This window comes from Streptomyces xylophagus (genome assembly GCF_000716435.1).
Taxonomy (GTDB): Bacteria; Actinomycetota; Actinomycetes; order Streptomycetales; family Streptomycetaceae; genus Streptomyces; species Streptomyces xylophagus.
This window is the reverse complement of the sequence record NZ_JNWO01000033.1, coordinates 24,463-48,051: the sequence shown is the minus strand read 5'-3', so window position 1 is coordinate 48,051 and position 23,589 is coordinate 24,463. Positions and strand designations below refer to the sequence as shown.

General features: G+C 70.0%; 23 protein-coding genes. 12 read left to right on the top strand and 11 right to left on the bottom strand.

The genetic code is table 11. The features are described 5' to 3' along the window. Positions 1 to 65 precede the first annotated feature (65 nt). From OO70_RS44100 to OO70_RS44090, 3 genes are all read right to left on the bottom strand, one after another. On the bottom strand, positions 66 to 860 hold the full coding sequence (locus OO70_RS44100) for an SURF1 family cytochrome oxidase biogenesis protein (protein WP_324604909.1): 795 nt from the start codon (positions 858 to 860) through the stop codon (positions 66 to 68). Positions 861 to 932: 72 nt separating this feature from the next. Then, positions 933 to 1,166, bottom strand: coding sequence for a hypothetical protein (locus OO70_RS44095; protein ID WP_063749781.1), 234 nt, complete (start codon positions 1,164 to 1,166; stop codon positions 933 to 935). Between the two features lie 79 nt (positions 1,167 to 1,245). Next, positions 1,246 to 2,235 carry a DEDDh family exonuclease gene (locus OO70_RS44090; protein ID WP_043685232.1) on the bottom strand — a complete coding sequence of 330 codons (990 nt, stop codon included), beginning with the start codon at positions 2,233 to 2,235 and terminating at the stop codon, positions 1,246 to 1,248. Between the two features lie 172 nt (positions 2,236 to 2,407). Here OO70_RS44090 and OO70_RS44085 point away from each other — a divergent pair, with 172 nt between their 5' ends. The 8 genes from OO70_RS44085 (at position 2,408) to OO70_RS44050 (ending at position 10,080) form a co-directional block, all read left to right on the top strand. Further along, complete coding sequence (locus tag OO70_RS44085; RefSeq protein WP_043685132.1) at positions 2,408 to 3,205, top strand: acetoacetate decarboxylase family protein; 798 nt, start codon at positions 2,408 to 2,410, stop codon at positions 3,203 to 3,205. Beyond that, a complete protein-coding gene (locus OO70_RS44080) occupies positions 3,205 to 4,089 on the top strand; it encodes an SDR family NAD(P)-dependent oxidoreductase (RefSeq protein ID WP_043685129.1) in 885 nt (294 codons plus the stop codon). The genes OO70_RS44085 and OO70_RS44080 overlap by 1 nt, the downstream gene beginning before the upstream one ends. Positions 4,090 to 4,099: 10 nt before the next feature. After that, on the top strand, positions 4,100 to 5,383 hold the full coding sequence (locus OO70_RS44075) for an amidohydrolase family protein (RefSeq protein ID WP_043685126.1): 1,284 nt from the start codon (positions 4,100 to 4,102) through the stop codon (positions 5,381 to 5,383). Further along, complete coding sequence (locus OO70_RS44070; protein ID WP_043685123.1) at positions 5,380 to 6,618, top strand: amidohydrolase family protein; 1,239 nt, start codon at positions 5,380 to 5,382, stop codon at positions 6,616 to 6,618. The genes OO70_RS44075 and OO70_RS44070 overlap by 4 nt, the downstream gene beginning before the upstream one ends. A gap of 24 nt (positions 6,619 to 6,642) precedes the next feature. Beyond that, complete coding sequence (locus tag OO70_RS44065) at positions 6,643 to 7,362, top strand: VIT1/CCC1 transporter family protein (RefSeq protein WP_043685120.1); 720 nt, start codon at positions 6,643 to 6,645, stop codon at positions 7,360 to 7,362. Between the two features lie 100 nt (positions 7,363 to 7,462). Further along, positions 7,463 to 8,329 carry a sterol desaturase family protein gene (locus OO70_RS44060; RefSeq protein ID WP_043685117.1) on the top strand — a complete coding sequence of 289 codons (867 nt, stop codon included), beginning with the start codon at positions 7,463 to 7,465 and terminating at the stop codon, positions 8,327 to 8,329. After that, positions 8,326 to 8,991: a lysoplasmalogenase gene (locus OO70_RS44055; protein WP_043685114.1), complete on the top strand. Its 666-nt coding sequence runs from the start codon at positions 8,326 to 8,328 to the stop codon at positions 8,989 to 8,991. Before OO70_RS44060 ends, OO70_RS44055 begins: the two co-directional genes overlap by 4 nt. 42 nt (positions 8,992 to 9,033) lie before the next feature. Continuing rightward, positions 9,034 to 10,080 carry a zinc-dependent alcohol dehydrogenase family protein gene (locus OO70_RS44050; RefSeq protein ID WP_043685111.1) on the top strand — a complete coding sequence of 349 codons (1,047 nt, stop codon included), beginning with the start codon at positions 9,034 to 9,036 and terminating at the stop codon, positions 10,078 to 10,080. Between the two features lie 45 nt (positions 10,081 to 10,125). On the opposite strand, the gene OO70_RS44045 is transcribed toward OO70_RS44050, so the two are convergent. From OO70_RS44045 to OO70_RS44035, 3 genes are all read right to left on the bottom strand, one after another. Then, complete coding sequence (locus tag OO70_RS44045; protein WP_043685109.1) at positions 10,126 to 11,136, bottom strand: CopD family protein; 1,011 nt, start codon at positions 11,134 to 11,136, stop codon at positions 10,126 to 10,128. A 101-nt stretch (positions 11,137 to 11,237) separates the two neighbouring features. Then, positions 11,238 to 12,665 (bottom strand): CoA transferase, encoded by a 1,428-nt coding sequence (locus OO70_RS44040; RefSeq protein WP_043685107.1) that lies wholly within the window; start codon positions 12,663 to 12,665, stop codon positions 11,238 to 11,240. 124 nt (positions 12,666 to 12,789) lie between these two features. Beyond that, positions 12,790 to 14,322: a S8 family serine peptidase gene (locus OO70_RS44035; RefSeq protein WP_043685105.1), complete on the bottom strand. Its 1,533-nt coding sequence runs from the start codon at positions 14,320 to 14,322 to the stop codon at positions 12,790 to 12,792. 242 nt (positions 14,323 to 14,564) lie between these two features. Here OO70_RS44035 and OO70_RS44030 point away from each other — a divergent pair, with 242 nt between their 5' ends. The 3 genes from OO70_RS44030 (at position 14,565) to moaA (ending at position 17,685) form a co-directional block, all read left to right on the top strand. After that, positions 14,565 to 14,921 carry a DUF485 domain-containing protein gene (locus OO70_RS44030; protein WP_043685102.1) on the top strand — a complete coding sequence of 119 codons (357 nt, stop codon included), beginning with the start codon at positions 14,565 to 14,567 and terminating at the stop codon, positions 14,919 to 14,921. Further along, on the top strand, positions 14,918 to 16,537 hold the full coding sequence (locus tag OO70_RS44025) for a solute symporter family protein (protein ID WP_043685099.1): 1,620 nt from the start codon (positions 14,918 to 14,920) through the stop codon (positions 16,535 to 16,537). The genes OO70_RS44030 and OO70_RS44025 overlap by 4 nt, the downstream gene beginning before the upstream one ends. A 158-nt stretch (positions 16,538 to 16,695) precedes the next feature. Beyond that, positions 16,696 to 17,685 (top strand): GTP 3',8-cyclase MoaA, encoded by a 990-nt coding sequence (gene moaA / locus OO70_RS44020; RefSeq protein WP_043685096.1) that lies wholly within the window; start codon positions 16,696 to 16,698, stop codon positions 17,683 to 17,685. Between the two features lie 24 nt (positions 17,686 to 17,709). On the opposite strand, the gene OO70_RS44015 is transcribed toward moaA, so the two are convergent. Beyond that, positions 17,710 to 17,928 (bottom strand): hypothetical protein, encoded by a 219-nt coding sequence (locus OO70_RS44015; RefSeq protein ID WP_043685093.1) that lies wholly within the window; start codon positions 17,926 to 17,928, stop codon positions 17,710 to 17,712. A 223-nt stretch (positions 17,929 to 18,151) separates the two neighbouring features. Beyond that, entirely contained in the window at positions 18,152 to 18,550 is a 399-nt protein-coding gene (locus OO70_RS44010) for a DUF3099 domain-containing protein (protein ID WP_043685091.1), read from the bottom strand. A 253-nt stretch (positions 18,551 to 18,803) separates the two neighbouring features. On the opposite strand from OO70_RS44010, the gene OO70_RS44005 reads away from it, so the two are divergent. After that, positions 18,804 to 19,082, top strand: coding sequence for a GlsB/YeaQ/YmgE family stress response membrane protein (locus OO70_RS44005; protein WP_043685229.1), 279 nt, complete (start codon positions 18,804 to 18,806; stop codon positions 19,080 to 19,082). Positions 19,083 to 19,170: 88 nt separating this feature from the next. On the opposite strand, the gene tyrS is transcribed toward OO70_RS44005, so the two are convergent. From tyrS to OO70_RS43990, 3 genes are read right to left on the bottom strand one after another with little or no spacing between them, the layout of a single operon-like run. Continuing rightward, positions 19,171 to 20,439 (bottom strand): tyrosine--tRNA ligase, encoded by a 1,269-nt coding sequence (gene tyrS, locus OO70_RS44000; protein WP_043685090.1) that lies wholly within the window; start codon positions 20,437 to 20,439, stop codon positions 19,171 to 19,173. A gap of 44 nt (positions 20,440 to 20,483) precedes the next feature. Further along, on the bottom strand, positions 20,484 to 21,878 hold the full coding sequence (locus OO70_RS43995) for a metallopeptidase TldD-related protein (protein WP_043685088.1): 1,395 nt from the start codon (positions 21,876 to 21,878) through the stop codon (positions 20,484 to 20,486). Next, positions 21,875 to 23,398: a TldD/PmbA family protein gene (locus tag OO70_RS43990; RefSeq protein ID WP_043685086.1), complete on the bottom strand. Its 1,524-nt coding sequence runs from the start codon at positions 23,396 to 23,398 to the stop codon at positions 21,875 to 21,877. Before OO70_RS43990 ends, OO70_RS43995 begins: the two co-directional genes overlap by 4 nt. Positions 23,399 to 23,589 lie beyond the last annotated feature (191 nt).

The following is a 23,589-nucleotide window of genomic DNA, read 5'->3' as shown; positions in this document are numbered from 1 at the left end:
CGGGTTCCCTGACTACCGGTGGGGCAATCAAGGTTCGGGGCCGGGCGGGTGAAGCGAGGGGCAGGTCACACCGTCGCGGGCTCGGCCTCCGCCGTCTCCTCTTCCTTCGCCGCCGCCTCCCGGCGGTCGCGGGCCTCGCGCCGGGCCAGCACGACATAGCCGACCGGGACGGCCGCGGCGAACAGCCACCACTGGATCATGTACGCGTAGTTCAGCGGGGCGTCTTCCTTGCCCGGGTCGGAGATCTGCTCGGGCGTGTCGCCCTTCGGCTCCGGCGCGGTCTGTTCGACATAGCCGCCCAGCACCTGGGCGTTGAGCCGCTTCGCCTGTTCGTCGCTGTTGATCAACATGATCTGGCGGTCGGGCAGGCCCTTGATGTCCTTGATGCCGCTCGCCGCGGTCGTCTCGTCGGCCATCAGGCGTCCGGTGATGGTGGTCTTGCCGCTCGGCGGTGCGGGGATCTTCGGGAAGGCGGTCTGCGCGCCGGTCGCCGGGATCCATCCACGGTTGATCAACACCACCTTGCCGTCCGTCAACACGAACGGGGTGAGGACGTGGAAGCCGACCTCGTCGTCGTCATTGGTACGGCGCCGGACGACGACTTCTTTGGAGGTCTCGAAGGTGCCGGTCGCGGTGACGGTGCGGTACTTCTCCGTACGGGTGACCGCGTGCCCGGGGGTGCTGATCGTCTCCACGGGGACCGGCTTGGCGTGCAGCGCGTCCGCGACCAACTGGTTCCGGGCGCTGCGCATCTCGTAGCGGTGCATCTGCCAGATGCCCAGCCTGATCATCGTGGGGATCAGGAGGAGGGTGATCAACGCGAGGATCACCCACTGCCGGGACATCAGGAAGCGGTACACCCCACGACCGTACAACTCGGTCGCGGGGCGCATTGAGGGGGGTACCGGAAGGGGTTCCTCCGGGCCGACGGCTCACACCTTGTCGATGATCCCCACCTTCCCCTCCGCCCGCGCGCAGTGGCCGCCGCAGAACCAGCGACCCTCGACCTCCACGCCCTGGCCGATGATCTGCACCCGGCAGTGCTCGCAGATCGGGGCCATCCGGTGGATCGCGCAGGAGAAGCAGTCGAAGACGTGCACCGCGCCCTGCGCGTGCACCTCGAAGCTCATGCCGTAGTCATTGCCGCACACTTCACATCTCGCCATGCGCCACAGGGTGAGCCGTCCACCCGGCACGGGCGAGCGGGCGCGGGGCGAGTCGCGCCCCAATCACCCGTCCGCACGGTCAGTCCGCCTGCTCGACATCCCGGAGCAGTTGCCCGAACGCCGCCTCGTCCACCACCGGCGTGCCGAACTGCCGCGCCTTGACCACCTTCGAGGTGCCCGAGTCCGGGTCGTTCGTGACGAGCAGGCTGGTCAGCCGGGACAGGCTCGTCGCGACATGCAGCCCGGCCTCCACGGCCCGGTCCTCCAGCAGCTCGCGCTCGATGGACGTGTCCCCGGAGAACGCGATCCGCATCCCCTGCTTGAGCGGCTTGCCGTCCTCGAACCGCCCCGGGTTGGGATACGGGCACGCGGGCCGCTTGCGCGCGGGACGCCAACTCCCCGCCCCGTAGCCGCTGTAGCCGCCCCCCTGGTGCCCGATCCGGGGCGTGGGCCGGTCGGCCGTCCACTCGGTCAGCGGCCGGCACTCGTGCAGCGGCAGCCGTACGCCTCCCTGGGCCGCCGCGCGCAGGCTCGGCCGGAACGCCTCCGCGAGCACGCGCGCGTCGTCCAGCGCGTGGTGCGCGCGCTGCTGGACGACGCCGAAGTGCGCCGCCAGGGACTCCAGCTTGTGGTTGGGCAGCGGCAGGGCCAGCTCCTTGGAGAGCGCGATGGTGCACAGCCGCTGACGGACCGGCGGCTCGATCTCCACGCGCGCGTACTCCCGCGCGATCATCTGCCAGTCGAAGACCGCGTTGTGCGCGACCAGCACCCGGCCCTCCAGGCGGGTCGCGAACTCCTCGGCGATGTCCTTGAAGAGGGGCGCGCCCTCCAGTACGTCGCTCGTCAGACCGTGGATCCACACAGGGCCGGGATCGCGCTCCGGGTTGACCATCGTGTACCAGTGGTCCTCGACCTCGCCGAGCGCGTCCAGACGGTAGACGGCCGCGGAGATTATCCGGTCGTCCCGGGCAAGACCGGTGGTCTCCACGTCGACGACCGCGTATCCCTGGGGATACGCGGCCGGCCACGGAGCGGCTGCGGACACTGCGGGCGAGTGGTCTTCGAGCATGGTCACTGAGGATACGGGCCGTCACTGACAGCCCCGTCCCTCAGGTGCCTTGTCCCGGCCGCCCGTTCGGGTCCGCCGAACGCACGCGCGCGTGGCTATGGACCTTTTGCCCGCCCGGTGCAAGCGTGCTGCCCGCCTGACGGATGACGGCCTACGAAGGGCGGTACGGCGTATGGCACGCGTACGGTACGGCGCACGGACCGAGGCGGAGATCGTCGCCGCACGCACAGCGAGCTCCAAGCTCCCCGACATCTGGTCCACCGGTGTGGTGGCCGTCTGGGAGAGCGACCCGGACGCGGTCGCGGCGGTCCTGCCGCCGCCCCTCAAGCCCACCGGGCGGCCCCTGGTCCGGGTGAACATCAGCAAGGTCGAACTGACCGGATATCCCCTGGGCGCGGGCTCGTTCGCGGTCGCGGCAGCGCACGAGGGCGTCGAGGGCTGGTATCCGCTGGTGATGCCGATGACCCACGAGCGGGCCCTCACCGGTGGCCGTGAGGTCTTCGGCGAACCCAAGAAACTCGGTGAGGTCACCGTCGAACGCGTGGGCCTCGTCGTGCACGCGTCCCTGGCCCGGCACGGCATCGCCTTCGTCGAGGTGCGGGGCGCGGTCAGCGAGGAGCTGCCCCTCCCCGGGCCGACGCAGAAGACCGACTTCTACTTCAAGTTCCTTCCCGCGGTGGACGGTTCGGGCTTCGACGCCGACCCCGTGCTCGTGCACTGCCTGCGCAACGAGAAGGTCCGCCGCCTCGAACGCGTCACCGGAGACGTCGTCCTGCGCGAGTCCATGTACGACCCGGTCGCCGACCTCCCCGTACGCACCCTCGTCGACATCACCATCGGCGAGAAGACCAGCGACCAGCGCGGCAAGGTCGTCGAACGGGTCGACGCGCGCGCCCTGTTGCCGTACATCCACCAGCGCTACGACGACCCGCAGCAGATCCACGACGGACCGCCTGAAGGGAGCGTCTGATGGAGCTGAGGGAGGGTCAGGTCGCCGTCGTCACCGGGGCCGCGAGCGGGATCGGGCTCGCGATGGCGCGGCGGTTCGCGGCCGACGGGCTCAAGGTGGTGCTCGCCGACGTCGAACAGGGCGCCCTCGACAAGGCCGCCGCCGATCTGCGCGCCGACGGTGCCGACGTGCACGCACGCGTGGTCGACGTCGGGATACGTCAACAGGTGCTGGATCTCGCCGAGTCGGCGTACGACACGTACGGCGCCGTCCATGTCCTGTGCAACAACGCGGGCGTCGGCTCGGGCGCCGAGGGCCGGATGTGGGAGCACGAACCGAACGACTGGCAGTGGGCGTTCGCCGTCAACGTGTGGGGCGTCTTCCATGGCATCCAGGCGTTCGTGCCGAGGATGATCAAGTCGAATCAACCCGGTCATGTCGTCAACACGTCTTCCGGGGACGGCGGTATCGCCCCGCTGCCCACCGCCTCCGTGTACGCCGTCACCAAGGCGGCCGTCGTGACGATGACCGAGTCCCTGTACGCGCATCTGCGCGCCGAGCACGCGCGCGTGGGCGCCTCGGTGCTCTTCCCGGGGCCGCACATGCTGCGCACGGGCCTGTGGGAGTCGCACCGCAACCGGCCCGACCGGTATGCCAAGGAGCGCCCCCGCAGGACCCCTTACCGCAGCCTCGACCAGTGGGAGACCGCGATGAAGGAGGCGGGCAAGGAGGTCGCCTTCACGCCCGTCGAGGAGGTCGCCGATCTTGTCGTGGACGGCATCCGCGCGGACCGCTTCTGGCTGCTGCCCGAGAGCGAGCACAGTGACGCCCAGATCAGGGCCCGGGCGGCCTCGATGCTCGACCGGGCGAACCCGTCGTACCTAGAGAGCTTCATCCTGGACTGAGGGGGCTGTTGTGACCGACCAGGAGCCGTACCTGATCATCTCCTCCGACTGCCACGCCGGGCTGCCCACCGAGGAGTACCGGCCCTATCTGGACGCCCGGTTCCACCGGGACTTCGACGAGTTCCTCGCCGGACGCGACCGCCGCCGCGAGGAGATGACCCGGCTCGGCATCCGCAACGAGGCGTTCGCGACCAAGTGGTTCCAGGACAACGAGGAAGGCCTGCGCGGGGGTTGGGACACCGCGCAGCGCCTCAAGGAGCTGGACGGGGACGGGGTGGCCGCCGAGGTGGTCTTCCCGGACGCCGACGCCGTGGACAGCCAGACCGCCGCGCCCTTCGGGGTCGGTCTCGGCCTCTCCGGGGACCAGGACCCCGGGTTGGGCATGGCGGGCGCGCAGGCCCACAACCGTTGGCTCGCCGACTTCGTCTCCGAGAACCCCGAACGGCACTGCGGGGTCGCCCTGTTGCCGGTGACGGCCCCCACGGAGAAGGTAGTCGCGGAGATCCACCGAGCCAAGGAGTCCGGCCTCGGCGCCCTGATGATCCCCTCCATGTGGGTCGACAAGGAGCCCTACCACGACCGCCGTTACGACCCCGTGTGGGCGGCAGCCGCCGAGTGCTCGATGCCCGTACTGACCCACTCCGGGGCCGCGCCCCGCCACGAGTACGGCGACCATCTGGGCATCTACGTCAGCGAGGTGACCTGGTGGCCCGCCCGGCCGCTGTGGTTCCTGCTCTGGTCCGGGGTCTTCGAACGCCACCCCGGCCTCAAGTTCGGTGTCGCGGAGTCGGGTTGCTGGTGGCTGCCGAACCAACTGTGGTTCATGGACCGCCTCTACCTGGGTGCCCACGGCGGCAAGAAGCTCTCGCCCTTCGCGGAGCTGAAACGGCCGCCGAGCGAGTACCTCGACCGACAGGTCTTCATCTGCGCCACCAACACCAAGCGCCGCGAACTGGCCCAGCGTTACGAGATCGGCGTCGACAACATCCTCTGGGGCAGCGACTTCCCGCACCCCGAGGGCACCTGGCCCGACACGCGCGCGTGGCTGCGCCGCACCTTCCACGACATCCCGGTCGACGAGACCCGCCGCATGCTGGGCCTGGCCGCGGCGGACGCCTTCGGCTTCGACACGGCGGCGCTGGAGCCGCTGGCCCGCCGGATCGGCCCCACCCCCGCCGAACTCGGCCAGCAGGACGACCAGGCGGCCGTGACGGCGTCCTGGGCACGTTCGCGCGAGGTGGGCCGGCACTGGCTGACCGACCACGACTTCCCGGTGCTGGGGATGACGCCATGAGCGACGACCGGTACACGGTGATTTCGGCGGACTGCCACGCGGGCGCCGATCTCCTCGACTACAGGCCCTACTTGGAGAAGCGGTACCACGACGAGTTCGACGCGTGGGCGGCCACGTACGTCAACCCGTACGAGGACCTGGTCGCCGACACGGCCGACAGGAACTGGAACTCCGCGCGGCGGATCGCCGAGCTGGAGCAGGACGGGATTGTCGCGGAGGTCGTCTTCCCGAACACCATCCCGCCGTTCTTCCCGTCCGGCTCCCTCATGGCTCCCGCGCCGGCGCCCGAGGAGTTCGAGCGGCGCTGGGCCGGCCTGCGCGCCCACAACCGCTGGCTGGCGGATTTCTGCGGGGCTGCGCCGGGCCGACGGGCGGGTGTCTTCCAGATCCTCCTCAACGACGTCCAGGAGGCCGTCCAGGAGATCCGGTGGGCCGTCGCGGCGGGCCTCAGGGGCGGCCTGCTGCTGCCCGGCACTCCACCCGGCTCGGGACTGCCCGAGCTGTACTCGTCGACGTACGACCCCATCTGGGCCGTGTGCGCGGAACTCGGCGTCCCCGTCAACCACCACGCGGGCTCGGCGTCCCCGCCCCTGGGCGACGAACCGGCCGCCCGCGCGGTCTACATGGTGGAGACGACCTGGTTCTCGCACCGCGCCCTGTGGCACCTGATCTTCGGCGGCGCCTTCCGCCGGCACCCGGATCTGAAGCTGGTGCTGACCGAGCAGGGCTCCGGCTGGATACCCGGGGTGCTCGACATGCTGGACTACTACCACGGGCGCCTGGTCGCCTCGGCGGCGAAGGCGTCGAGGGCATCGACCGCGGAGTCCAAGTTCGGCGCGGGGCTCGCCACTTCGATGGGCAAGGGTCCCTCGGAGGTATGGCGCGACAACTGCTTCGTAGGCGCCAGTTTCATGCGCCCCCATGAGGTGCCCCTGCGTGACCGCATCGGCATCGAGAAGATCATGTGGGGGAGTGACTACCCGCACGACGAGGGTACGTACCCGTACTCCAGGGAGGGCCTGCGCTTCGCCTACGCGCGCGTGCCGCGCGACGAGGTCGCGGCGATGATCGGCGGCAACGCGGCCCGCGTGTACGGCTTCGACCTCGACGTCCTGGACCCGATCGCGGCGAAGGTCGGTCCTACGGTGAGCGAGATCGCGGAGGTGCTCGCCGAACCGCCGGCGGACGCCACGAGCCCGGTGTTCGCGCGGGGAGCGTCGGTACGCGTGTGGTGACACCGGGGGTGGAATCCTCCGGAGGTGACTGAAACCAACGGAGCGTCCCACTCCGAGGCCCACAACGGCAGCCTCGGCTCCCGCCTGAACTGGCTGCGGGCCGCGGTCCTCGGGGCCAACGACGGCATCCTGTCGACCGCCGGTCTCGTCGTCGGCGTGGCCGGTGCCACGTCCGACCGCTCGGCGCTGCTGACGGCCGGTCTCGCGGGTCTCCTCGCCGGTTCCATGTCGATGGCGGCGGGGGAGTACGTGTCCGTCTCCACCCAGCGCGACTCGGAGAAGGCCGCCCTGGCCCTCGAGAAGCGCGAGCTGAAGGAGCAACCGGAGGCCGAACTGGAGGAGTTGACCGAACTCCTCCAGGACCGCGGCCTCACCCGTGACGTGGCCAGGGAGGCAGCGGTCCAGCTGACGCAACGGGATGCCCTGCGCGCCCACGCGAGCGTGGAGCTCGGCATCGACCCCGACGACCTCACCAACCCCTGGCACGCGGCCTGGGCGAGCTTCCTGTCCTTCACGGTCGGCGCCCTGCTGCCCCTGCTGGCGATCGTCCTGCCCCCGGCCGACTGGCGCCTCGGCGTCACCGTGGTCTCGTCCCTGGCCGCCCTCGTCCTCACCGGCTGGGCCAGCGCACGGCTCGGCGCGGCCGGTCCGAAGCCGGCGATCGTGCGGAACGTGGCCGGAGGCGTGCTGGCGATGGCGGTGACCTACGCGGCGGGAACGCTCTTGGGGGCAGCCGGCGTGTGACCGGTTGGCGGAGATCGCCAACAAGCAAGCGCATACCCCCGGTAATACTTGTGGGTAACAACGTCTAGTCGTGGCCGATTTGCGGTCCTACGGTTCACCCATGCCGAACCTGCCCGATGCCGTGCTCTGGTCGATACCCGCCTTCGTGCTGCTCACCGTGATCGAGATGATCAGCGTGCGCGTCCACCCGGACGAGGACGCGGCGGGTTACGGGGCGAAGGACGCCGCCACGAGCGTCGGCATGGGACTCGGGAGCCTCGTCTTCGACTTCCTCTGGAAGATCCCGATCGTCGCGGTCTACACGGCGATCTACGAACTCACGCCGCTGCGCGTGCCCGTCCTGTGGTGGACGATCCCGCTGATGCTGCTCGGGCAGGACTTCTTCTACTACTGGTCCCACCGCGGCCACCACGTCATCCGCATCCTGTGGGCCTGCCACGTGGTCCACCACTCCAGCCGCAGGTTCAACCTCACCACGGCCCTGCGCCAGCCTTGGACGACCCTCACGGTGTGGCCTTTCTACGTCCCGCTCGTCGCCCTGGGCGTGCATCCCGCCGCGCTGGCGTTCTGCTCCTCGGTGAACCTCGTCTACCAGTTCTGGATCCACACCGAGCGGATCGACAAGTTGCCCCGCTGGTTTGAGTTCGTCTTCAATACGCCGTCCCACCACCGGGTGCACCACGCTTCCCAGGGCGGCTATCTGGACCGCAACTTCGGCGGCATCCTCATCATCTGGGACCGGCTCTTCGGGTCGTTCGTCCCGGAAGTTGAGCGGCCGGTCTATGGGTTGACCAAGAACATCAACACATTCAACCCGATCAAGGTCGCCACCCATGAGTACGTCGCCATCGCCAAGGACCTGAAGGCGGCGACCAGTTGGCGCGAACGCGCGGGGCGGGTGTTCCGGGGACCGGGCTGGACGCCGGTGGCAGCGGTGGAACAGACCGAGGAGTCCGTGGCCGCGTGAGAGCGTCCCGGGCGCTGCTGGGTGCCTTCGTCCTCGCAACAGTCCTCGACCTCGTCTCCCTCGTCGTGGGCTTCCGCGCCGGCCATCTGGTCACCAAGCCGCTGCTCATGCCGCTGCTCGCAGCGTTCGCCGCCCGCGCGGGCGGCCCTCGGCTCCTGGTCGCCGCCCTGCTGTGCGGCTGGGGCGGCGACGTCCTGCTTCTCTCCGACACAGACCCCGCCTTCATGGCCGGGATGGCCTCCTTCGCCGCCGGTCACGTCTGCTACCTCGTCCTGTTCCGGCGCCACGGCCCGCCACGCGCGCGTGCGGCTCTGCTCGCCGTCGGCTACGCCGTCGCCCTCGTCACCCTGGTCGTCCTGCTGTGGCCCGGCCTGCCGGCCGGCCTCCGTGTCCCCGTCGCCGGCTACAGCACCCTCCTGACCGCCATGGCGTACACCGCGACCACCAGGATCGGCCCGGTCGCCGGGCTCGGCGGGGCGCTCTTCATGCTCTCCGACACCCTCATCGCGACCGGCGTCGCCGACTGGCCGCAGCTGCCCGGGCCGGACTTCTGGATCATGCTGACCTATGCGGCGGCACAGTTCCTGCTGGTCCGGGGCGCCCTCGATGCGCGGCCCGCACCGGCGGCGGCGTACCGTGAAGTGCGCTCGACCACCCCCTGAGCGCACCGCACCAGCACACCAGAGACGAGAAGGATCCTCGCCATGCGCGCCACCACCATCCACGCCCCGTTCGACATGCGCGTGGAGGACGTGCCCGAGCCCTTGGTGCAGTTGCCCACCGACGCCGTGGTCCGGGTGCTGCGCGCCTGCATCTGCGGCAGCGACCTGTGGGCGTACCGAGGCGAGTCGGCCCGGCAGCCGGGGCAGCGGATCGGGCACGAGTTCCTCGGGATCGTGGAGGAGACGGGCTCCGAGGTGAGCGGCGTCAAGGCCGGCGACCTCGTGGTCGCGCCCTTCGTGTGGTCCGACGGCGTCTGCGACTACTGCCGCGAGGGCCTCACCACCTCCTGCGTGCACGGCGGCTTCTGGGGCGCCGTGGGCTACGACGGCGGCCAGGGCGAGGCGGTACGCGTGCCCTTCGCCGACGGCACCCTCGTACGGCTGCCGAAGGACGCGGCCTCCGACGACCACCTGCTGTCCGCGCTGCTGACCCTGTCGGACGTCCTGGGCACCGGCCACCACGCGGCCCTCGGCGCGGGGGTCCGCAAGGGCGCCACCGTCGCCGTCGTGGGCGACGGAGCGGTCGGCCTGTGCGCCGTGCTCGCCGCCAAGCGCCTGGGCGCCGAGCGGATCATCGCGCTCGGCCGCCACGAGACCCGCACCGACATCGCCCGCCGCTTCGGCGCCACCGACGTCGTCGCCGCACGCGGCGAGGCCGCCGTCGAGGCGGTCCGTGAACTCACTCGCGGCCAGGGCGCGCACGCCGTCGTGGAGGCCGTCGGCACCGAGCAGTCCATGCGCACGGCCGTCGGCATCACGCGCGACGGCGGCGCGATCGGCTTCGTCGGCGTGCCGCACGGCAGCGGCACCGGTCTCGACCTCGGGGTCATGTTCGACCGGAACATCGCGCTGCGCGGCGGAGTCGCACCGGTCCGCACGTACATCCCGGAACTGCTGCCCGACATCCTGGACGGATCCATCGACCCCTCGCCCGTCTTCGACCTCACGGTCGACCTGGAGGGCGTACCCGACGGCTACAAGGCGATGGACGAGCGCACGGCCTTGAAGGTCATGGTCACCAACAGTTGATCAACCATTGACGATCATTGACGAACAAGGTGATCGTCTGGTCGATCAATGCCAGCGGATCGGCACCGGCAACGCCGTCAACAGTCCGGAGACCATGACCACCACCCCCAGGGCGACGACCTCCGCCCGCGCGGGTGAACAGGCGGTCAGCGGATCGGCGGCCCGCCGCAGCCGGTACCGCGACCACAGCGCGAGGACGGCGACGGTGGCGACGAGGATCACCTTGGCGAGCAGGGTGCGCCCGTACGCCGTCGTCGTCAGCTGGTCCAGGATCGTGCCGACCGGCATCCGGCGCAGCGAACTCCACACTCCCGTGGCGGTGATCGCGGCGAGCAGTACGGCGGCCACGCGCGCGTAGAGCCCCAACAGCGCGGCCCCCGCCTCGGTACCCCGCCACTCCCGCAAAGTCCGCAGCACATGCAGCAGACCGCCTACCCACAGTGCGGCACAGGTGAGGTGCACCAGGGTCAACTCGGAGCCGACCAATGGGCTGTGTTCGCCTGCCGGGTGCGCGCGCAGCGCCTCCGCGACTACCACGGCGGCAAGCGGCCACACCTGGAGGCCGGGCCGGCGCGAGCGGGCGCACAGGGCCGCCACGGCGAACGCGTTGACCTCCAGGAGCGCCAGCTTGCCGTCACGGGACTGGTAGAGGCCCCCGACGTCGATCTGGGCGAGGCCGCTCGGCACCAGGTTGCCCGTCGCCACGACCGACGCGAGCCCCAGCGCGGCGACGAAACCGGCCCCGGCCGCGTACGGGGCCCAGCTGCGAGGGCCGTTCGGGGGAGCGCCGGGCACGGTACGCGCCAGCCGGTTCACGAACAGCTCGCCCAAGGGGACGCACAGCGCCCCGAACAGCACCGCCCGCAGCAGCGCGATGCCGCCGACACCGGGCGCGGCGGCCTCCCCGGTGCCGTGCAGCGCGGCGGACGGGCCGAGCAGCGGGATCAACGCGGCGAGCAGCACCAGGGCCAGTACGGCGACGGCCCGGCGCGTACCGGGGCGCCGCCCGGAGCCGCCGGTGTCGGCCGCTTCGACAGTCGGTCGTATCAAGGTCACCCCAAGATCTTCACCAGCCGCCACAGAACCGGGCAAGTGCAAACAAAACAACTGGCGGAACGGCATTCCGCTCATAGGTACGTTTCCGGTCGACCCCCGGATCAAGCCCAACGAGCCGGGTCCGTGCCCCAACGACCCGGCGGACGCGCCCAGTTCGCGGGCCCACCGGCGAAGGAGACCGGCGACAGCGCGTGCCGCAGCCGACCGATACCGCTGTCGGTCTCGACCAGCCAGGCATCCGGCTGGTTGTACGCCGTCCCGCGCGACTCGTGTGCCGTCCGGCCCCGCTCGCTCTCGTACGCCGTTCCGGCCGCCCCTCCCCGCTCGCCCCCGCCCGTCGTCAGCCAGGCCGCGGTCCGCGCGAGCGCCAGCCGCAGGGCGAGGCTGTAACCCTGCTCCATCTGTTCCGTCAGCGCCCGCAGCACCGCCGCCGCGAGCAGATACCCGGTCCCGTGGTCGAGGGCCTGCGCGGGCAGCGCACCGGGCCGCTCCAGTGACCCTTCGATCGCCGCGATGCCCGTGGCGACCTGCGCCAGGCTGTCGAACCCGCGCCGGTCGCCCCACGGCCCGTAAGCACCCCACGCCGACAACTGCGCCACGATCAGCCCGGACCTGCGGACGATCAAGTCCTCAGGGGAGAGGCCGAACCGGTCCAGAGCCCCCGGCCGGTACCCGGTGACGACCACGTCCGCCCGCGCGAGCAACTCCTCGAAGGTCCGCCGGTCGGCCGCCGTACCGAGGTCCAGCCGGGTCGACCGCTTCCCGCAACCGGTGTCCGCGTGCGCGTCCGGGGCCTCCGGCAACTGCGGGGCGTCCACGCGCAGCACGTCCGCGCCGAGCAGCGCCAGCGTGCGGGTGGCGACCGGGCCCGCGATGACCCGGGTCAGATCGAGCACGCGCAGCCCGGAGGCGGGCAGCAAGGGATCGCCGTCGAGCGGCGGGAGCACACGCGCGCGTGCCGTGTCGAGCCGCTCCCGCTCGACGAGCGGCCGCCCGGCCACCGCGACCCCTTGCGGGTGAGCGGCCCACTCCTCCGCCGTCCGCAGTGCGACCGCGAGACCTCCGGCGCCGTACACCGTGGTCTCGACCTCCAGGGCGGACCGCTCGGCGAGCACGCCGGCCACGTCCTCCACCGACGCGTCCTCCGGCAGCTTCAACGCGCCCAGCAGCCGCGCCCGGTGGTGCGGATAGTTCGCGTGGGTGCGGACCCAGCCGTCGGCCGTCCGCCAGAACCGGGACAGCGGCGCGAAGGTGACCGGCGCCCGCCCGTCGATCAACAGATGCCGCTCACTGACGAACGCCGTGGCGACGGCCCCGTCGTCCACCCGCACCCCGGGCACCCCACTGAGTCCGGCCCGCCGCGCCCCCAACTCGGCGGCGGCCAACGCACACGCTCCCACACAGGCCCGCGCCAACTCCCGTACGGGAAGCCGCGCTTCAAGCGCACCCTGGCGCGCGACGGTCGACACTCGCGAGACCAGAGCGGGATCGCCGCCCATCGCGGCCCATGCCGCCTTGATGTCAGTCATGATTGAACTATGCAGTATTGATTCAATCAACATATATAGCTGTGCCTGCACACATGACTGGACACATGTGCACGCACGAACGGGCCGGGCGGAGATCCGCCCGGCCCGTTGACGGGTGTCCTGTCTACTTCACCGCCCGCAGCGCGTTGACGATGCCGAACCCGTAGAAGCCGTTGACGCGCTTGCCGCCGACGCAGGTCGCGTCCACGATGCCGTCGCCGTTGGTGTCGTACGGGTCGGTCGGGCAGCCCGGGTTGTCCGCCTCGGCCTTCAGCAGCGCCTGCAGCTGGGCCGGAGTGGCGTACCGGTGCGTGGACTTGAGCAGCGCGGCCACGGCGGCCACGTGCGGGGTCGCCATCGAGGTGCCCTGGAGGTAGCCGTACGTGTTGTTCGGCAGCGTCGACAGGATGCGGCCGTTCTTCGACGGGGTGTCCGGGATCTGCCGGGCGTCCCCGCCCGGCGCCGACACGTCGATCACGCCCTGGCCGTAGCTGGAGAAGTACGACTTGGCCTTGGTGACGCCGACCGAGCTCACCGTGACGACACCCGGCAACTGGGTCGGCACGTCGAAGCACTCGTGCGGGTCGACCGTACGGGGCACCGCGGTCGAATCGTCGGGGCTGGAGTCGTCGACCAGGGCGTCCGAGTCGAGGTCGTCGTTGGAGTTGCCGGCCGCGGCCACATTGAGCGTGCCCTTGCTCTGGGCGTACAGCTGGGCCCTGTTGACCGCGTCAACAATGGCACGTTGATCGGGGTCGTCCATGCAGTTGTACAGCCAAGGATCAACGTAGTAGCTGTTGTTGGTGATCTCCACGCCGTGATCCGCGGCGAACACGAACGCGCAGACCACGCTCTCCGGGTAGAACAGCTGGGTCGAGTCCGGCTCGGCCACCGTGATCCCGGCGACCTTCACACCCGGCGCGACCCCCGCCACACCGATGCCGTTGCGGGCGGCGGCGATCTCACCCGCGACATGCGTGCCGTGGTAGTGGGCGGAGTCCACGGGACGCCAGGAGCCGTACGTCGTGTCCGCCTTGCCGCCCACGCAGTTCGCGGACTGCGAGGGGGAGAAGTTCGGGGCGATGTCCGGGTGGGTGTCGTCGACGCCGACGTCGATCACGGCGACCGTCACGCTCTTGCTGCCCGGGTTGATCTTCGCGGCCTTGTCGGCACCGATGGCCGGCAGGTCCCACTGGTCGGCCTCGAGGGGCTCGCTGTCACCGGCGGCCGCGGAGGCCTTCGCCGTCTTGGCGGCCTGCTCCTTGGAGAGGTACTGCACCGAGCCCTCGTCGGTCGTCGACGCGAGGCTCAGCGGCGCGGTGCGCGTGGCACCGGCCGACTGCACACCGCGCACCTTGCGGATGACCGACCCGAAGTCGGGGTTCGCCGAGTGCACGACGATCACACCGATCTTCTCGTACGTCACCACGATGGTGCCGCCGGCCGCATTGATCGCCTTCTTGACCGAGTTGATCGTCCAGTGGTCCAGCCGAGTGTTGACCACATACGCGAGGTTGGGCGCGTCAGCGGTCTGCGCGGTGGTCTCCGCGACCGGGACCGCCGAGGCCGCCGACGGGAGGAAGCCGAGCGAGGCGGTCAACGACAGCACGACCGGTACGGCCAGGGCGAGCCGGCGTCTGGGGCGCAGATGAGCCATGGGATCTCCACATCATCCGGAAACGAAACGGCCCGAGACGTGGTGGCGCGCTCGGGCAGGTACATGACTAGTGGTGCAGACCTGAAGTTATCTCCCGCGGTGACTGGCCAGCAATGATTTCCCAAAGACGACTACCGAAAGAAGTCAAAGGCGTTGAACCGGTCGACGTGTCGCGCCGTGCCCTTGAGCAGGAAGCGCCAAGTCCGATCAGAACCCGCAGGTCCGCAACGCGAGGAGACACCGTGGCCACCGAGACACCGCCACCCTCGAAAGCCGAACGCAAACTCCCCACCACCGAGGAGTTCGAACAGGTCCAGGAGAGCGCGGAGTTCGCCGAACTGCGCCACGCCCACCGCTCCTTCGCCTTCCCGCTGACCGTCGCCTTCATCGCCTGGTACCTGCTGTACGTCCTGCTGTCCAACTACGCGGACGACTTCATGGACACCAAGGTCGTCGGCAACATCAACGTCGCCCTCGTCCTGGGCCTCGGCCAGTTCCTCACCACGTTCCTCATCGCCTGGTGGTCCGCGCGGTACTCCGCCACGAAGCTCGACCCCAAGGCCGAAGCCATCAAGTCCCGGATGGAGGGCGGCGCATGAGCCCCGCGATCACCCTGGCCGCCGGCGAGGCGAGCCAGCACCGCCCGCTGATCATCACCCTGTTCGCGGTCTTCGTCGCCGCGACGCTCGTCATCACCGTATGGGCGGGCCGCCAGACAAAGAGCGCCGCCGACTTCTACGCGGGCGGCCGCCAGTTCACCGCCTTCCAGAACGGCCTCGCCGTCTCCGGCGACTACATGTCCGCCGCGTCCTTCCTGGGCATCGCGGGCGCCATCGCCCTCTTCGGCTACGACGGCTTCCTGTACTCCATCGGCTTCCTGGTCGCCTGGCTGGTCGCCCTGCTCCTGGTGGCCGAACCGCTGCGCAACTCCGGCCGCTACACCATGGGCGACGTCCTCGCGTACCGCTTGCATCAGCGCCCGGTACGTACGGCGGCCGGCACCTCCACCATCGTGGTGTCGATCTTCTATCTGCTGGCCCAGATGGCCGGTGCGGGCGTCCTGGTCTCCCTGCTCCTCGGCATCACCACCGACGCCGGCAAGATCGGCATCGTCGCCCTGGTCGGCGTCCTGATGATCGTGTACGTCACCATCGGCGGCATGAAGGGCACCACCTGGGTCCAGATGGTCAAGGCCTGCCTGCTCATCGCGGGTGCCCTGCTGCTGACCTTCCTGGTGCTGCTGAAGTTCAACTTCAACGTCTCCGACCTGCTCGGCAAGGCCGCCTCCAACAGCGGCAAGGGCTCCGCCTTCCTGAACCCCGGCCTCAAGTACGGCGCCACCGGTACGACCAAGCTGGACTTCATCTCGCTCGGCCTCGCCCTGGTCCTCGGCACCGCCGGCCTGCCGCACATCCTGATCCGCTTCTACACGGTGCCCACCGCCAAGGCCGCCCGTAAGTCGGTCATCTGGGCCATCGGCCTGATCGGCGCCTTCTACCTGATGACCCTGGCCCTCGGCTTCGGCGCGGCGGCACTGATCAAACCCGACGAGATCATCGCCTCCAACAAGGCGGGCAACACGGCGGCCCCCCTGCTGGCCCTCCATCTGGGCGGCGTCGACTCCAACTGGGGTGCCATCCTCCTGGCCACCATCTCGGCGGTCGCCTTCGCCACGATCCTCGCGGTCGTCGCCGGTCTGACCCTGGCCTCGTCGTCCTCGTTCGCGCACGACATCTACGCGAACGTCATCAAGCGGGGACAGGCGACGGAGAAGCAGGAGATGTCCGCCGCCCGCTACGCCACGGTCGGCATCGGCGCCGTCTCCATCCTCCTCGGCGCCCTCGCCCGCGACCTGAACGTCGCCGGCCTGGTCGCCCTCGCCTTCGCGGTCGCCGCCTCCGCCAACCTCCCGACGATCCTCTACAGCCTCTTCTGGAAGCGGTTCACCACCCCAGGAGCCCTGTGGTCGATCTACGGCGGCCTGGTCACCGCGGTCGGCCTGGTCCTGTTCTCGCCAGTGGTCTCGGGCAAACCCACGTCGATGTTCCCCGACGTCGACTTCCACTGGTTCCCCCTGGAGAACCCCGGCATCATCTCCATCCCCGTCGGCTTCCTGCTGGGCTGGCTCGGCACGATCCTCTCCAAGGAGGAGCCGGACACCGCCAAGTACGCGGAACTGGAGGTACGGTCCCTGACCGGCACCGGAGCCCACTGAGCCACTCCGAGTCCCCCCACGCCGACGGCCGCGTCGTAGATCCCTACGACGCGGCCTCGTCGTACCTCGTGGGATCGGGCCGCTCTCGTTGTCAGCGGTGTCGCGTAGGCTCGCAGGTGTCGGAAAACATGCGATCCGAATCGAGGGAGGAGGCCCACGTGCTCATCGACACCTATGGCCGAGTGGCCACCGACCTGAGGGTTTCGCTGACCGACCGGTGCAACCTCCGGTGTACGTACTGCATGCCCGAGGAGGGCCTGCAGTGGCTGGCGAAGCCCGACCTCCTCACGGACGACGAGATCGTCCGCCTGATCGACATCGCGGTCACCTCCCTCGGCATCGAGGAGGTCCGCTTCACCGGTGGTGAGCCCCTGCTGCGCCCCGGCCTGGTCGGCATCGTCGAGCGGGTCGCGGCCCTGGAGCCCCGCCCCCAGATGTCCCTCACGACCAACGGCATCGGCCTCAAGCGCACGGCGACCGCCCTGAAGAAGGCGGGCCTGGACCGGGTCAACGTCTCCCTGGACACCCTGCGCCCGGACGTCTTCAAGACCCTCACCCGGCGCGACCGCCTCAAGGACGTCCTCGCCGGCCTGGAGGCCGCCCACGACGCGGGCCTGACCCCGGTGAAGATCAACTCGGTGCTGATGCCGGGACTCAACGCCGACGAGGCCCCGGACCTGCTGGCCTGGGCCGTCGCGCACGACTACGAACTGCGCTTCATCGAGCAGATGCCCCTGGATGCCCAGCACGGCTGGACGCGCGACGGCATGGTCACGGCCGGCGACATCCTCGCCTCCCTCCACACCCGCTTCGACCTGACCCCCGAACGCTCCGACGAGCGCGGCTCGGCCCCGGCCGAACGCTGGATCGTGGACGGCGGCCCGCACCGCGTGGGCGTCATCGCCTCGGTCACCCGCCCGTTCTGCGGAGCCTGCGACCGCACCCGCCTCACCGCCGACGGCCAGATACGCAACTGCCTGTTCGCCCGCGAGGAGACCGACCTCCGCGCCGCCCTGCGCTCCGACGCTCCGGACGAGGAGATCGCCCGCATCTGGCGCCTGGCGATGTGGGGCAAGAAGGCGGGCTCGGGCCTGGACGACCCGTCGTTCCTCCAGCCGGACCGGCCGATGTCGGCGATCGGCGGCTGAGCAGCCGCCGTAGGCGAAGAGGCTCTACGGGATCTCGGGCGCTTCCCAGTCCTCGAACTTTACGACGTCCTTCAAGAAGCTCCGCACACCGAGGAACTGGGACAGGTGCTCGCGATGCTCCTCGCACGCGAGCCACGTCTTGCGTCGCTCCGGCGTATGGATCTTCGGGTTGTTCCACGCGAGGACCCACACGGCGTCGGAGCGGCAGCCCTTCGCGGAGCAGATCGGTGTCTCGTCACTCACGGGAACTCACGGAATTCGTCTCACAGATGCGCTGAAAAGGCGACGCCGAGCAGCCACGGGGGGAGCTGCCCGGCGTCGGTCTGTCGCTCCGACGGGGGATGCGGAGCGCGTACGAAGTATGTCACGGGTAACCGGTCGCTCGGCACCGGAACAACATGATTGATCTGAGCTTTTCTTGAGCTTGGTGCGGAGCCGACTTCCGGTTGTGGGACGTTCACCACGGTCACGACCGGTCGTACGGTTCGCCTCCCGCACCCGGCGCCGGCTCGGGCACGACGCCTTCCGGGACGGGTTCCGCGAACGTCCCGTCAGCGCGCGGCGGTGCGATCATCGGCCGCAGCGGAGCGGTGACAAATGTCGACGGAAGCCCCGGCGCGTTCTCCCGCCCGGCGTTCGCGATCACCACGGCGACATAGGGGAGCAGCACACCGAGCACCAACGCGACGATCGCGACGTGCCGTTCGACGTTCCACAGCGAGCAGGCGAGGATCACCGACACCGTACGGATCGACATCGAGATGACATACCGGCGCTGCCGACCGCGGACATCCTCCGCGAGTCCCGTCCGGGCTCCGGTGATCCGGAACACCTGGGCGTTGCCTTCGCCGTGCAGCTTCCGCATCACATTCCACCATCCGCCCGCATCGGACTCTCCCCGGCCCGCACCCCGGTTCGCACCCGATCCGGGAACCGGGCCCCGACACGTCCCACGTTACGCCGCGCCTCCGTCGCCTTCGAGAGCGGGGCACCTCGGGTCCGGGCGACGGAGCTGCGCCGTAGCGCGTATGGCCGTACCCGACATGCGCCGTACGGCGACCGGACCCACACTTGGCGTAATGCTCACGTCGAACGTCGAGCCGTACAAGGAGGCAGCCATGGGCTGGTTGTGGGCGATCATCGTGGGATTCGTGCTGGGTCTGATCGCGAAGGCGATCATCCCGGGCAAGCAGCACAGTCCGCTCTGGCTGACCACCATCTGCGGCATTCTCGGCGCCATCGTCGGCAACGCGATTGCCCGAGCGGCCGGCGTCGACGCGACCAGCGGCATCGACTGGAGCCGCCACGCGTTCCAGCTCATCGCCGCGATCATCATCGTCTTCGTGGTCGACATGGCCTACATGGCAACAATCGGCAAGAACAAACAACGAGCCTGACTGCAGCGCCCCGTCAGGGGCGCGGGGAACGGCGCGACCAGCCACAGCGAGCCGGCAGACCGCACACCACCCGCGCCCCCTACGGCGCTTACGCTCCGGTCACCTCGACGGCGGCAAGGTTCTTCTTGCCCCGCCGCAGCACCAGCCACCGCCCGTGCAGCAGATCTTCCTTCGCCGGCACGGCATCTTCCGCGGCGACCTTCACGTTGTTCACGTACGCGCCGCCTTCCTTCACGGTCCGCCGCGCAGCTGACTTGCTCGCCACCAGCCCCACCTCGGCGAACAGGTCGACGACGAGACCGAGTTCGGCGACCTGGACGTGCGGCACCTCGGAGAGGGACGCGGCGAGCGTCCTCTCGTCCAGCTCCGCCAGCTCGCCCTGCCCGAAGAGGGCCTTGGACGCGGCGGTCACGGCAGCCGTCTGCTCGGCGCCGTGCACCAGCGTCGTCAGCTCCTCGGCCAGCGCGCGCTGCGCGGCACGCGCCTGGGGACGCTCCTCGGTCTGCCGCTCCAGCTCCTCGATCTCCTCGTGGGACCGGAAGCTGAAGATGCGCAGGAACTTGGAGACGTCCCGGTCGTCCGCGTTCAGCCAGAACTGGAAGAAGGCGTACGGCGTGGTCATCTCCGGGTCGAGCCAGACCGTGCCGGACTCCGTCTTGCCGAACTTGGTGCCGTCGGCCTTGGTGATCAGCGGTGTGGCCAGCGCGTGCACCACGGCCTCCGGGTCGACCCGGTGGATCAGGTCGGTGCCCGAGGTGAGGTTGCCCCACTGGTCGCTGCCGCCGGTCTGGAGGGTGCAGCCATGCCGCCGGAACAGCTCCAGGAAGTCCATGCCCTGCAGGATCTGGTAGCTGAACTCGGTGTAGCCGATGCCCGCGTCGGAGTTGAGCCGCCGGGAGACGGCCTCCTTGGCGATCATCTTGTTGATCCGGAAGTGCTTGCCGATGTCCCGCAGGAACTCGATGGCCGACAGTCCCTGGGTCCAGTCCAGGTTGTTGACCATGATCGCGGCGTGCGGGCCCTCGAAGTCCAGCAGCGGGGCGATCTGCGCGCGCAGCCGCTCGACCCACTGGGCCACGACGTCCGGCGCGTTGAGCGTCCGCTCCGCGTTCGGCTTCGGGTCGCCGATCAGGCCCGTGGCACCGCCGACCAGGCCCAGCGGACGGTTGCCCGCCTGCTGGATCCGGCGCATCGTCAGGATCTGCACGAGGTTGCCGAGGTGCAGGCTGGGCGCGGTCGGGTCGAAACCGCAATAGAACGTGACGGGACCGTCCGCGAACGCCTTGCGCAATGCGTCCTCGTCAGTGGAGAGGGCGATGAGCCCCCGCCACTGCAGTTCGTCGACGATGTCCGTCACGGTTCTCGTATCTCCTTGAGTGGTCTCGTGAATCAGGTACGAGGTTATACGCCCTGACTGACAGAGCTCATATTGAAGTCCGGCACCCGCAGCGCGGGCATCGCAGCCCTAGTGAACCAGTCGCTCCATTCCCTCGGCAGCGTCTTTTCCGTCCGCCCCGCCTCGGTCGCTCGCCCCAGCAGATCCACCGGCGACTCGTTGAACCGGAAGTTGTTCACCTCGCCCGCCACCTCGCCGTTCTCGACGAGGTAGACGCCGTCCCGGGTCAGCCCGGTGAGCAGCAGCGTCGCCGGGTCGACCTCGCGGATGTACCACAGGCAGGTGAGCAGCAGCCCGCGCTCGGTGTTCGCGACCATCTCCTCCAGGGAGCGGTCCTCGCCCCCGCTCAGGATCAGGTTGTCGATCGACGGTGCGACCGGCAGCCCGGTCAATCCCGCGCTGTGCCGACTGGTCAACAGGTGCTGCAGCTCGCCCTCGCGCACCCACTCGGTAGCTGTCAGCGGCAGCCCGTTGTCGAACACCGACTGGTCGCCCCCGGAGGTGTGCGCGAGCACGAACGGGGCGGACTCCAGACCCGGTTCGTTGGGGTCGCTGCGCAGCGTCAACGGCAGCTCGGTGAGCTTCTCGCCGACGCGGGTGCCGCCGCCCGGCTTGGAGAACACCGTGCGGCCCTCGACCGCGTCCCGGCCCGACGCCGACCACATCTGGTAGATCAGCAGGTCCGCGACCGCGGTCGGCGGCAGCAGCGTCTCGTAGCGGCCCGCGGGCAGCGGGATCTTCCGCTCCGCCCAGCCCAGTCGTACGGCCAACTCGGCGTCCAGGGCCGCCGGGTCGACGTCCTTGAAGTCCCGGGTCGAGCGGCCGGCCCACGCCGAGCGCGTACGGTCCGGGGACTTGGCGTTCAGCTCCAGCGTCCCGTTGGGCTGGTCGTGGCGCAGGCGCAGGCCCGTCGACGTCCCCAGGTAGCTGGTGACCAGCTCGTGGTTGGCGAAGCCGTACAGCTCGCGACCGCCCGCACGCGCGCGTGCGAACGATTCACCGAGCGTCGGCGCGAAGTCGGTGAACACGGAGGACGAGGTCTCGGCGGGCGCGTCCGTGAAGTCGGGCGAATGAGCCACCCCTGTGACGAGCGGCTGCGCGTCCTCGGCGGGCGCGGCACCGCGCGCGGCGGCCTCGGCGGCCCGCACCAGCGGCTCCAGCTCCTCCGGGGTCACGGCGGACCGGGACACGACCCCCGAGGCCGTGCCCTCCTTGCCGTCGACGGTCGCGATGACGGTGAGCGTGCGCCCGCGCGTGACACCGTTCGTGGTCAGCGCGTTGCCCGCCCAGCGGAGGTTGGCGGTCGACTGCTCGTCGGCGATGACGACACAGCCGTCCGCCCGCGACAGTTCGAGGGCGCGCTCGACGATCTCGTGCGGCTTGTTCGTACGAGGACTCATCGACCGGCCTCCTGCGTGGTGTTGAGGATGTTGACGCCCGTGAACAGGGCCGACGGGCAGCCGTGCGAGACCGAGGCGACCTGACCCGGCTGGGCCTTGCCGCAGTTGAAGGCACCGCCCAGGACGTACGTCTGCGGACCGCCGACGGCCGCCATGGAGCCCCAGAAGTCGGTGGTCGTCGCCTGGTAGGCGACGTCCCGCAGCTGTCCGGTGATCCGGCCGTTCTCGATCTTGAAGAACCGCTGTCCGGTGAACTGGAAGTTGTAGCGCTGCATGTCGATCGACCACGACCGGTCGCCCACCACGTAGATCCCGCGGTCGACCCCGCCGATCAGGTCCTCCGTGGACAGCCCCGCCGGGTCCGGCTGCAGTGACACGTTGGCCATGCGCTGCACCGGCACATGGCCGGGGGAGTCGGCGTAGGCGCAGCCGTTCGAGCGGTCGAAGCCGGTCAACTTGGCGATGCGGCGGTCGAGTTGGTAGCCGACCAGGGTGCCGTCCTTGACGAGGTCCCAGGACTGGCCCTCGACGCCCTCGTCGTCGTAGCCGATGGTCGCGAGGCCGTGTTCGGCGGTGCGGTCGCCGGTGACGTTCATCCGCTCGGAGCCGTACTTGAGCTTGCCGAGCTTGTCGAAGGTGGCGAAGGAGGTGCCGGCGTAGGCGGCCTCGTAGCCGAGCGCGCGGTCCAGTTCGGTGGCGTGGCCGATGGACTCGTGGATCGTCAGCCAGAGGTTGGAGGGGTCGACGACGAGGTCGTACAGGCCCGCCTCGACGCTCGGTGCCCGCATCTTCTCGGCGAGCAGTTCGGGGATGCGCGCCAGTTCCTCGTCCCAGTCCCAGCCGGTGCCCGTCAGGTACTCCCAGCCGCGCCCCACGGGCGGCGCGATCGTGCGCATGGAGTCGAACTCACCGCTCGACTCGTCGACCGACACCGCGTTCAGCTGCGGGTGCAGCCGGACCCGCTGCTGCGTGGTCACCGTCCCGGCGGTGTCGGCGTAGAACTTGTTCTCGTGCACGGTGAGCAGCGACGCGTCCACGTGGTTGACGCCGTCCGCCGCGAGCAGCCGGGCGCTCCAGTCCGCGAGCAGCCCCGCCTTCTCCTCGTCGGGCACCGAGAACGGATCGATCTCGTACGACGAGATCCACGTCCGCTCCTCGTGCACGGGCTCGGCGGCCAGCTCGACGCGCTCGTCCGACCCGGCCGCCTTGATCACCTGGGCGGAGAGCTTCGCCATCGCCACCGCCTGCGAGGCGACCTTGGCGGCGGCGTCGAGACTCAGGTCCACGCCCGACGCGAACCCCCAGGTGCCGCCGTGCACGACCCGCACCGCGTACCCGAGGTCGGTGGTGTCCGACGTACCGGCGGGCCGGGCGTCCCGCAGCCGCCAGGACGCGCTGCGCACCCGCTCGAACCGGAAGTCCGCGTGCTCCGCCCCCAGCGCACGCGCGCGTGCCAGCGCGGCGTCGGCCAGGGCGCGTAGCGGAAGTGCCGTGAAGGCTTCGTCGATGGAATGAGGCACGGAGGTCTCCCTGCTGTCGTGGCCTGTCGGGTCCGATCATGTCGCGCGAGCGGGTGCGGGGACCACACGTTTCCGCGCCGCGTCGGCACATTCTGTAGAGACCCGACAGGGAGTCCCGTAAGCCACTGTCGGTGCCCGATTGTCCCGTGGAGGGAGCGGACCGATAGGTTTTCGATAAAGCCGCCTGTCGA

Excerpts from the sequence above, each read along its gene's own strand:
- OO70_RS44010 (WP_043685091.1), bottom strand. The coding sequence starts at position 18,550 with ATGCGGAAGCTGCACGGCGAAGGCAACGCCCAGGTGTTCCGGATCACC.
- OO70_RS44040 (WP_043685107.1), bottom strand. The coding sequence starts at position 12,665 with ATGACTGACATCAAGGCGGCATGGGCCGCGATGGGCGGCGATCCCGCT.
- OO70_RS43995 (WP_043685088.1), bottom strand. The coding sequence starts at position 21,878 with ATGAGTCCTCGTACGAACAAGCCGCACGAGATCGTCGAGCGCGCCCTC.
- OO70_RS44060 (WP_043685117.1), top strand. The coding sequence starts at position 7,463 with ATGCCGAACCTGCCCGATGCCGTGCTCTGGTCGATACCCGCCTTCGTG.
- OO70_RS44005 (WP_043685229.1), top strand. The coding sequence starts at position 18,804 with ATGGGCTGGTTGTGGGCGATCATCGTGGGATTCGTGCTGGGTCTGATC.
- OO70_RS44085 (WP_043685132.1), top strand. The coding sequence starts at position 2,408 with ATGGCACGCGTACGGTACGGCGCACGGACCGAGGCGGAGATCGTCGCC.
- OO70_RS44080 (WP_043685129.1), top strand. The coding sequence starts at position 3,205 with ATGGAGCTGAGGGAGGGTCAGGTCGCCGTCGTCACCGGGGCCGCGAGC.
- OO70_RS44095 (WP_063749781.1), bottom strand. The coding sequence starts at position 1,166 with ATGGCGAGATGTGAAGTGTGCGGCAATGACTACGGCATGAGCTTCGAG.
- OO70_RS44070 (WP_043685123.1), top strand. The coding sequence starts at position 5,380 with ATGAGCGACGACCGGTACACGGTGATTTCGGCGGACTGCCACGCGGGC.
- OO70_RS44035 (WP_043685105.1), bottom strand. The coding sequence starts at position 14,322 with ATGGCTCATCTGCGCCCCAGACGCCGGCTCGCCCTGGCCGTACCGGTC.
- OO70_RS44090 (WP_043685232.1), bottom strand. The coding sequence starts at position 2,235 with ATGCTCGAAGACCACTCGCCCGCAGTGTCCGCAGCCGCTCCGTGGCCG.
- OO70_RS44050 (WP_043685111.1), top strand. The coding sequence starts at position 9,034 with ATGCGCGCCACCACCATCCACGCCCCGTTCGACATGCGCGTGGAGGAC.
- OO70_RS44025 (WP_043685099.1), top strand. The coding sequence starts at position 14,918 with ATGAGCCCCGCGATCACCCTGGCCGCCGGCGAGGCGAGCCAGCACCGC.